Raw genomic sequence first — 7,627 nt, 5'->3', positions numbered from 1 at the left:
GTTTCGGCTCTGATCTTGTCTCGCTCACAACGTAATTCCTCCTCAGCGGCTGCCCATCTATAGAGGTCATCCGCACGATAAAATGGTATCCTTATATTTCCATTTTATCGTAATCGTCGTAATTAGGCAAGCTCCGTATTTGGTACCCAAATACACGCTTGGTCATGCTAAGCATGACACCCCCCAGCCCCCTTAAAAGGGGGAGTTAATACCTTGGACCTTGTCCAAACCTACAAGGGGAACTTTCCCCCTTGACCCCTTTATAAAACACCCCCAACCCCCTCAATATTGAGGGGGCTCCCTCGCCGGTTGGCAGGGTCAAAAGGGTACCTTTTGACAATCCAAGAGGGTCGCATAGTGAGTGTGTCAACTCCTTATCCTCCCGTACCCTTTCGGGCTCGGTCCGGTACCGTTGACACACGTCATGCAGCTACCTCTTATCTATTTCTTTATTTCTAAATAAAGTATGACAACCACACTTTACTTTTGGAGCTATTCAAGAAAAATATACTTTATAATCTCAGTTTTATAGTTTTTGGTATTTGATAAAGTAAAATTAAAATTTAAATAAACAAAAAAAAGAACCTTGCATGAGCAAGATTCTAAAAAAATAAAGGAAAGCGTAAATTTATACCTTCAGCAAACCCTTAAAATTAGAAAGATAAACAAACTATTAAGAACGAGTAAATTGTAAAATTATAAGTTTAGAATTTCTTACATCTTCGTCATTACTTAATATATATCCAATCTCAGCGTTTTTTCTGTCTTTACTATGTTGACTAATTTGAAAACTACCAGGTGACTTGTTAGTAACCATTAAACTATGCCATTTTCGTCCTGTTGTATCATTTTTATATTGAATAACGTCACCAACATTAGCAACTCCCTCTAATGCTTTTGGACTATATGTTTCATAAGATGAAACACCTCTAGAAGTCCAATATGTATAAAAACCTTCTACAACAGTCCATGATTGTGTTGCTTTAAAATTCATTCTATTACCATTACCATTAGGAATACCAACACAATACCAATAAGTATTTCCATCTAATATTGTTGGAGTTGAATTATTTATTCCATCAGGTTTATTCATCCATTTACCACCTGCAAGTACAGCTTGTGAAACAAAGTTTGTGCAATCTCCTCCTCCTCCAAGTCCTGGAATTGGTGAACCGCTATAATCCTCATATGAAGGATTTCTTCCTGTTGCCCATTTAACCGCATAACTAGCTGCTTGACTAGCATTATATCCACCAGATCCAAGCGCTGCCATTTTAGGGGCCCGTTTCATTTGATTTACTTTAGCTTGAGCATCTTCATTTTCTACTGTTTCTTTTATATTACCAATAGTTTTAGTTGATACATTATTCATATTAAATTTTGGATTTTCATTTTTAATTGTTGCAAATGATTTTTTGTTAGTTGAAGCGCTTTCAACCGTATATAAAGATTTCTCATGTAAATATTCAGCCGCATAAGCTAAAATAAGGTCATATTTAGGATGTTTTTCTAAATTTTTATCTTTATGGTGCATCAATTGATTAAATAAATAAGAATCCAATTCCTCACTACCCATTTTATACGATAAATTATTCTCTTTAAAGTAATTAAATAACATAGATTCAATTTCCCCAAAAGTATAATCATCTACTCTCTTCTCTTCTGCATGGGATGGGTATATCTGAATAAATAAAAATACAAATACTAAGGCGAAACTAAAAAAAACTTTACTAAATTTCATTAACACTCCTCTTTCCTAAATTATTTTTATAATACAAAAATATGATATAATAAAAACAACTTGTAAGTAAAGGGTTTAATGATAATTTTTGTAATTAATTCCTAATATTCTCGTTTTCTATATTAAAAAAACATACTAAAACACTATATATATTAATATTGAGAGGAGTATTATAAAAAATGAAAAAAAAGGGAAAAATTGTTTTTATTTTAATGCTTTGTTTTATAAGTGGATTAATAATATTTTTAAATCGTACAACTGAATCTAAAATTCCTGATTTCCCTGTACCAGTTCAAGCAAAATATATTTCTAATTTAGAAAATAAAGATTATCAATATAATGGAACATGTTTTTCTAACGGTTTATCTTTAGGATATAGCTTGCATATTAGATTAGCTGGTTGGATAGAAGAAAAAGAAGGAGAAAAAGGATCTATGATTAAATATAAAAAAAACAAAAGAACCGTTATCTTAATTCAAGGAGAAAATAAAATTTATTTGTATGAAGATTTAAATGATTAACTATAATCTAAAACATATATATAAAATCAATATAACATCCCATTATTCATAGCCAAAAAAGGCTTACTCTTTATCTATTTTTAGATAAAGAGTAAGCCTTTTTTCCATTATTAAATTCTAATTTATTTACCAAATAGACGACTCCAAAGTGATTTCTTCTGTTCTGAAGCTGCTATTAAACGCTTACTATCTTGTATTTCTCTTAGTACTTGCATTAATTGAACATCTCTTTGTTCTTCTCTTATTATCCTTTGAGCATCAGTTTCCTGTAAAAATTTACTTTGTTGATCCAATCTTTGAATTAACTCTAAATTAAGTTGTTCTAATCGTTCTATACGTTCTATTAATGCTTGTATGTGTTCTGTATCTGATACGCTATCTGTAGCAACAGTTGCTATCTCATTTTCTCCAACACTTGTCATTGCTAGATTTATAGCCTGTTCTAGTGTTACGTTCTTCTTATTCATAGCTGTTACTAGTCGCTCTATAGTTGCTACGTCTTTATGATAAAAGATTCTAGAATTATTGTTGCCGCGCTCGAAAGGATACCCGGCTTCCTCCAGGGCAAGGCAATATTTACGTAAAGTACTTGAGCCAATCCCTAAGTTCTTCGCTACCTCGGATCCCCAATAAGTTTGAGCCATGTTTTGTCCTCCCTCTGTTCTAAGCTGTTCTTCAGTTGCTATATAGTGTTTTCCTTCTTTAAAAAGGTAACACCTTCTTTTTTAAATTTAAAGAGAAGTTTTTCAATCATTTTTTAAAATTATCCAGAGTAAAATACAGTAATCTGACTCCTTTTTTATACAAGATTTTATACAAATTTCTGTACCAAAACAGTTAAAATCAAACACAATAAACCGCATTAAATCAGTATTGTATAAAATCTTGCATAGAATGCTAAAAAGAAAAAACGGACAAACCTTTGATGTCATTAGGTTTTTCCGTTTTTTCTTGCTACCGATAATGTTACGTTATGTTAACCTCACATGTATGAGATATACATTTTAATTTCCTCTAAGAGAATATGATAAAATGGAACAAAAAGGAAAGTAGGAAATTGTATTATGAAACAAAAAACAAGCTGTACTGATTGTGGTTCAACTAATCTTAAAGAAGGAAAAGTTGGTTATGCAGCTCATGCTTATGTTTGTGAAGATACACCTTCTACTATTTTTAATGGCGGATCTCGTTCTAAATTATTAACTACCTTTTGTTTAGACTGTGGGGTAGTTCAATTTTTTAAAGTTGAAAATCCAAAAGCATTTAAAAAGTAATATTAATGAATTGACTTTCGATAATGATGCGTTATGTTAACCTCGTATGTATAGGATATTCATTAATCAAAACAAGTGTAATCTTGAAATAACGGCAGCATATAAAAAGATTATTTACGTGGTTTATTAAAAAATATTGCGATAACTAATAACAATACTCCTATTATTGAAATTAAAGATGAAAAGTTATTCATTCCCTTTTCCCCCTTTTATTACGATGATAACAAAAAGGTGGTTAAATTTGTAAAATAGATTCCATTTACTTCTGATAACGATAATTATGTAAATCAGCTGTCCATATAGACAGCTGATTTTATTTTTTTGTTTAGCGTGGTATTTTTCCAAAATGCTAGCGTTACCTCATTTTAAACTTTAATGTTGAGAATACGATAAAATTAAGGGAAACCTAATTCTTTATGGATTTCTCCCATTCTTGTAGAAGAGCTTCATTAGTTTAATAAATTTACTTAGTTAGCACCGAATAATAAAATTTTGCATCTTTTAATGCAGTGTTCAATTCGATAGAAGCTGTAAACGTAGCATATAATGCTATACCTGCAAATATAACAAAAATTGCACGGCCTCTTTTAAATGTTTGCTTGTTCTTCTTGTAGAAAATTAGTGCTATTAAAACAATAATCAAAAAGTAGGATACGTATAATATCATTTCAAATATGTTCCTTCTAATATCCCTAACAGCAGTTCTGAAATGTGCCAAATTCTCGGTATTATCCTTATTTTCTTGGAGCGTAACTAAGTTGTCTCGATAACCAATTTTCCAAGTGAAATTGGTTTGTTCCTCTATCATAGTGTATTGATAACCACCAGCTTTTTCTTTGTCTATAACTAATGGCGAACTTGCATACACATTTGAAACAAGAAAAGTAAAAAATGTAATAATCATAGAAAATAGCACCAAAAGCTTCTCTCTCAAAGTATTTCCACCTCCCTCAAGTTATATATTACTACAATATTTTAGTAAATTTACTTGATATTACCAAAAAGAAAATTCAATTATTTTACAATTATTTATGAGAATTCAAATCATTTTTTTTCGTTTTGATCTTGTCCTTTGGTCTTCCATTGCTTTTTGTTTGGAGTGCTGGCTCGTCGTGTGGGGGCGAGACCCCACGGTTTAAAACGTAGCGTTATAACGAATAAGAGCAAGTCTAGGACGAATAATCTAGCGGTTCGGCTCGTATACTTGCTAGTCCAAGCCGAGAACCATTGCATTGCTTTTTGTCCTTCGGCTTGGCGAGAAAAACACACGAGCCGAAAAAAGTTTTGCAAGGACAACATTAAAAAGAAAAGGCAATAGCCTTTAGGTGAGGATTAACGAACCGACTTTTTGATGTTGAGGGTGGAGATTTTTGAGTGGGTTTCTCAAAAATACGACCTGTTCCTTGCGGAACTTTTAGCCTTTATATATAGAGTGAGAAGAGAGAGAGTTTTAAAAGTGGTATAAAGGGTTGATATAACTAGGTTTATAGCGTTTTTCGTGTGTATCGAAAACAATACACATTCGTATCGAAAACAATACACACGAAAATGAGTAAAAAAATAAGATTGACTGATTGTCAATCTTAAAATAATTTATCTGGTAACTCTTTCAATATTTTCATTTTCATAGCTTTATAAAAGATTGCTTTAAGTGCTTCATTTACATTATCCTTATCTCCTGCATAAATAATGTGAGGATTTACAAATAATGAATAAGCTTTTGCATTATTTCCTTCAATGCCACTTTCAGCTTTTGCTAATATCCCTTTTTTAACCAAAGAATTTACTGAAAGACTTGTATTTGCTCGTGTTAATCCAATTTTTTTTGCAAGTCCTGAAATATTCAATGGAACTGGATTTTTTGATTTCACATCATCAACAATACAGTTAGAATTAAAAGCAATCGAAGAAACAATATCAATTAAAAATGCTTTTTCTTTAGCCGTAAAGTATTCCCTTTCCCTTAAAAATTCATAATTACTTTGCAAAATTTGAGCAAACCTCACTTTCGACTGGGGACTTTTTTTAGTACCTATGTAAAGCTCTTTGCCAGTAGCTTTAGCCATAGTTTCCATAGCTTTTTCTAATTCAACTTCTGAAACATTATTATATAACTCTCGAACTTTTTCACTTTCAATTTCTAGATCTCTTTTTCTAGCATTTCTTTCAGCTTGTCCAAAATCTACAACTTTTGTCATAAAATAATTCTCTCCCTTAGTGGAAGGAATCAACTAATCTATGCTACAATGTGTATAGAATAATATATTAGGTTGATTCCAACCTGAGTATAAAAAACCGCCTGTCCGCCAAGACATTGGGCGGTTTTTCTGTTTCTATCATAACATGAAATCTATTGTTAAATAAAACCACTCTTAAACTCTTCTAAAATGTTTTTAATCACTTAAGGTAGTTCCATCCCTATCGATGAAAAAAAAGAGCGTACAAGGAAATACAAGGGGATTAGAACTACACTTGTAGCTAATCCATATTTGAAAGCATCTATCCAAAAATACATTAACGTATCTTTTTTAACGTTCGATATTAATTGATTGCTCTGTTCCTCGACTTTTTGTAATCTTTTTTGTGCTTTTATGCTCATGTTGTGAATCTCGCGTCCCATGTCTTTCTTGATTTCTTCCATTTGTCCTTTTAGGTTGTTTTGAATGTTTTGGAGATAATACACTGTTTGTTGATTGCTTGTTTCCATCTGGCTCTTTCCACTTTCCAAAGTCTTCAGTAGAACTTCTTTGTTCGCGTTCAAGAGCTGACTTTGCTTTTCTAAAATCAAAAGCATCTCCTTCTGTATTTTCTCGCTTGTTTTCTGCATCGCCATCAATTCTTTGTTCGTTGCCATTTTCATATTGGTGTCCCTGTCCATCTGTACGCTGATGTATCCTTTCAGTAGATCCATTAACTTCTGATTTTCCTCCAGGTTCTTTTGCAACTCTTGTATAAGTTTCGTTGACTCCTCGCTCTTCACTTGATTCAATTTGTCTACTAAACTCATTTGCTATCGTACCCCTTTCGTAGTCTAAACCGAGTGTCTTCCCTCTTACAAACCGCCCTACATTAGGATGTTTAAAACTAAAATGTTGACCACGTTCTTTCACTTCAACACCAAATTTTTGTTGCAATAGTTTCTTAAAATCTTCTAGATTTGTTGTTCTCTCTTTTACATAGTCAATCGTTTGACGTAATTCATCTTTCCAAATTACTTCACCGCGTTTGGCAAGACCATATTCAGCTTGATGATAACGTTGCTTTGCTGATGGCTCTTTTACAACAGATAAATCATGCTGCTCACATAATTTATCTGATTGCTCACGTATGAAATAAAGGTTTTTCGCATTATCTACGTATTTTTTCCCTGTCTCAAGATTTACGGAATTGATGACAATGTGATTATGTATATGGTCTTTATCCGTATGCGTATAAATCGCTACCTCATGATTTTTTGCAATTTCTTTAGCTAACTCTTGCCCAATTTGATTTGCTAATTCTGGAGTCACTTCTCCTGGTTTAAAAGACTGTACAACATGATGGGCTTGTACACCGCCGTTTTTGCCCCATATTTCCCTTGTAGCTGCCATCTGACTCCTAACATACTCTACATCACAATTCACACCACAGGAGACCTCTGAGCGCTTCTCAGCGTATTTCAATAATGCATTCGTATTTTTTGTACTACCTAGCTTAATTGTTGCCATGCTTTTTCCAATCCTTTTTTGATTTGTTCTATGTTGTAATTTAATCGTTCCAATTCTTGTTCACTTACTTGTTCTCGAGAGTTGCACCACTTTGCCACTTGGTTCAAATTGGTACCAACTGCTCTCAATTCCCTCGCAATTTCAATTGCTCCTCGTCTATCAATCTTAGGTTGTCTTACTCTCACTCCTTGTGCCTTGGCTTTCACGAAAGCCGGCACACTCATTCCAACGCTATCCGCCATAAGCGTCAAGCGTTCGAACTCGTCCTCGCTCACCCGAAATTTAATTTGTTTCGGCTCTGATCTTGTCTCGCTCACAACGTAATTCCTCCTCAGCGGCTGCCCATCTATAGAGGTCATCCGCACGATAAAATGGTATCCTTAT

At 33.1% G+C, this 7,627-nt stretch carries 8 protein-coding genes; 2 read left to right on the top strand and 6 right to left on the bottom strand.

Features of this window, described 5'->3' with window-relative positions:
• Positions 1-673: 673 nt before the first annotated feature.
• Entirely contained in the window at positions 674-1,741 is a 1,068-nt protein-coding gene (locus BM211_RS25440; RefSeq protein WP_091000175.1) for an amidase domain-containing protein, read from the bottom strand.
• A gap of 179 nt (positions 1,742-1,920) precedes the next feature.
• On the opposite strand from BM211_RS25440, the gene BM211_RS25435 reads away from it, so the two are divergent.
• The gene (locus tag BM211_RS25435) at positions 1,921-2,262 is read left to right on the top strand and encodes a hypothetical protein (protein WP_091000173.1); all 342 of its coding nucleotides are present in this window, start codon (positions 1,921-1,923) and stop codon (positions 2,260-2,262) included.
• A gap of 122 nt (positions 2,263-2,384) precedes the next feature.
• On the opposite strand, the gene BM211_RS25430 is transcribed toward BM211_RS25435, so the two are convergent.
• Positions 2,385-2,906 carry a DUF3967 domain-containing protein gene (locus tag BM211_RS25430; RefSeq protein ID WP_091000171.1) on the bottom strand — a complete coding sequence of 174 codons (522 nt, stop codon included), beginning with the start codon at positions 2,904-2,906 and terminating at the stop codon, positions 2,385-2,387.
• A 420-nt stretch (positions 2,907-3,326) separates the two neighbouring features.
• Here BM211_RS25430 and BM211_RS25425 point away from each other — a divergent pair, with 420 nt between their 5' ends.
• Positions 3,327-3,536, top strand: a complete 210-nt coding sequence (locus BM211_RS25425; RefSeq protein WP_091000169.1) for a hypothetical protein — start codon at positions 3,327-3,329, stop codon at positions 3,534-3,536.
• Between the two features lie 463 nt (positions 3,537-3,999).
• On the opposite strand, the gene BM211_RS25420 is transcribed toward BM211_RS25425, so the two are convergent.
• From BM211_RS25420 to mobC, 4 genes are all read right to left on the bottom strand, one after another.
• On the bottom strand, positions 4,000-4,470 hold the full coding sequence (locus BM211_RS25420; RefSeq protein WP_091000167.1) for a hypothetical protein: 471 nt from the start codon (positions 4,468-4,470) through the stop codon (positions 4,000-4,002).
• A 649-nt stretch (positions 4,471-5,119) separates the two neighbouring features.
• Complete coding sequence (locus tag BM211_RS25410) at positions 5,120-5,734, bottom strand: hypothetical protein (RefSeq protein ID WP_091000165.1); 615 nt, start codon at positions 5,732-5,734, stop codon at positions 5,120-5,122.
• Between the two features lie 330 nt (positions 5,735-6,064).
• Positions 6,065-7,243 carry a relaxase/mobilization nuclease domain-containing protein gene (locus BM211_RS25405; protein WP_091000163.1) on the bottom strand — a complete coding sequence of 393 codons (1,179 nt, stop codon included), beginning with the start codon at positions 7,241-7,243 and terminating at the stop codon, positions 6,065-6,067.
• Entirely contained in the window at positions 7,225-7,560 is a 336-nt protein-coding gene (gene mobC / locus BM211_RS25400; protein WP_091000161.1) for a plasmid mobilization protein, read from the bottom strand. The genes BM211_RS25405 and mobC overlap by 19 nt, the downstream gene beginning before the upstream one ends.
• Positions 7,561-7,627: the final 67 nt, after the last annotated feature.

This window comes from Bacillus sp. 491mf (genome assembly GCF_900112415.1).
GTDB lineage: Bacteria > Bacillota > Bacilli > Bacillales > Bacillaceae_G > Bacillus_A.
The sequence above is the reverse complement of the archived record's forward strand: the minus strand, read 5'-3'. Positions and strand labels throughout refer to the sequence as shown.

Bases quoted from the DNA above. Each gene is read 5' to 3' on its own strand.
- BM211_RS25440 (WP_091000175.1), bottom strand. From the start codon at position 1,741: ATGAAATTTAGTAAAGTTTTTTTTAGTTTCGCCTTAGTATTTGTATTT.
- BM211_RS25435 (WP_091000173.1), top strand. From the start codon at position 1,921: ATGAAAAAAAAGGGAAAAATTGTTTTTATTTTAATGCTTTGTTTTATA.
- BM211_RS25430 (WP_091000171.1), bottom strand. From the start codon at position 2,906: ATGGCTCAAACTTATTGGGGATCCGAGGTAGCGAAGAACTTAGGGATT.
- BM211_RS25425 (WP_091000169.1), top strand. From the start codon at position 3,327: ATGAAACAAAAAACAAGCTGTACTGATTGTGGTTCAACTAATCTTAAA.
- BM211_RS25410 (WP_091000165.1), bottom strand. From the start codon at position 5,734: ATGACAAAAGTTGTAGATTTTGGACAAGCTGAAAGAAATGCTAGAAAA.
- BM211_RS25405 (WP_091000163.1), bottom strand. From the start codon at position 7,243: ATGGCAACAATTAAGCTAGGTAGTACAAAAAATACGAATGCATTATTG.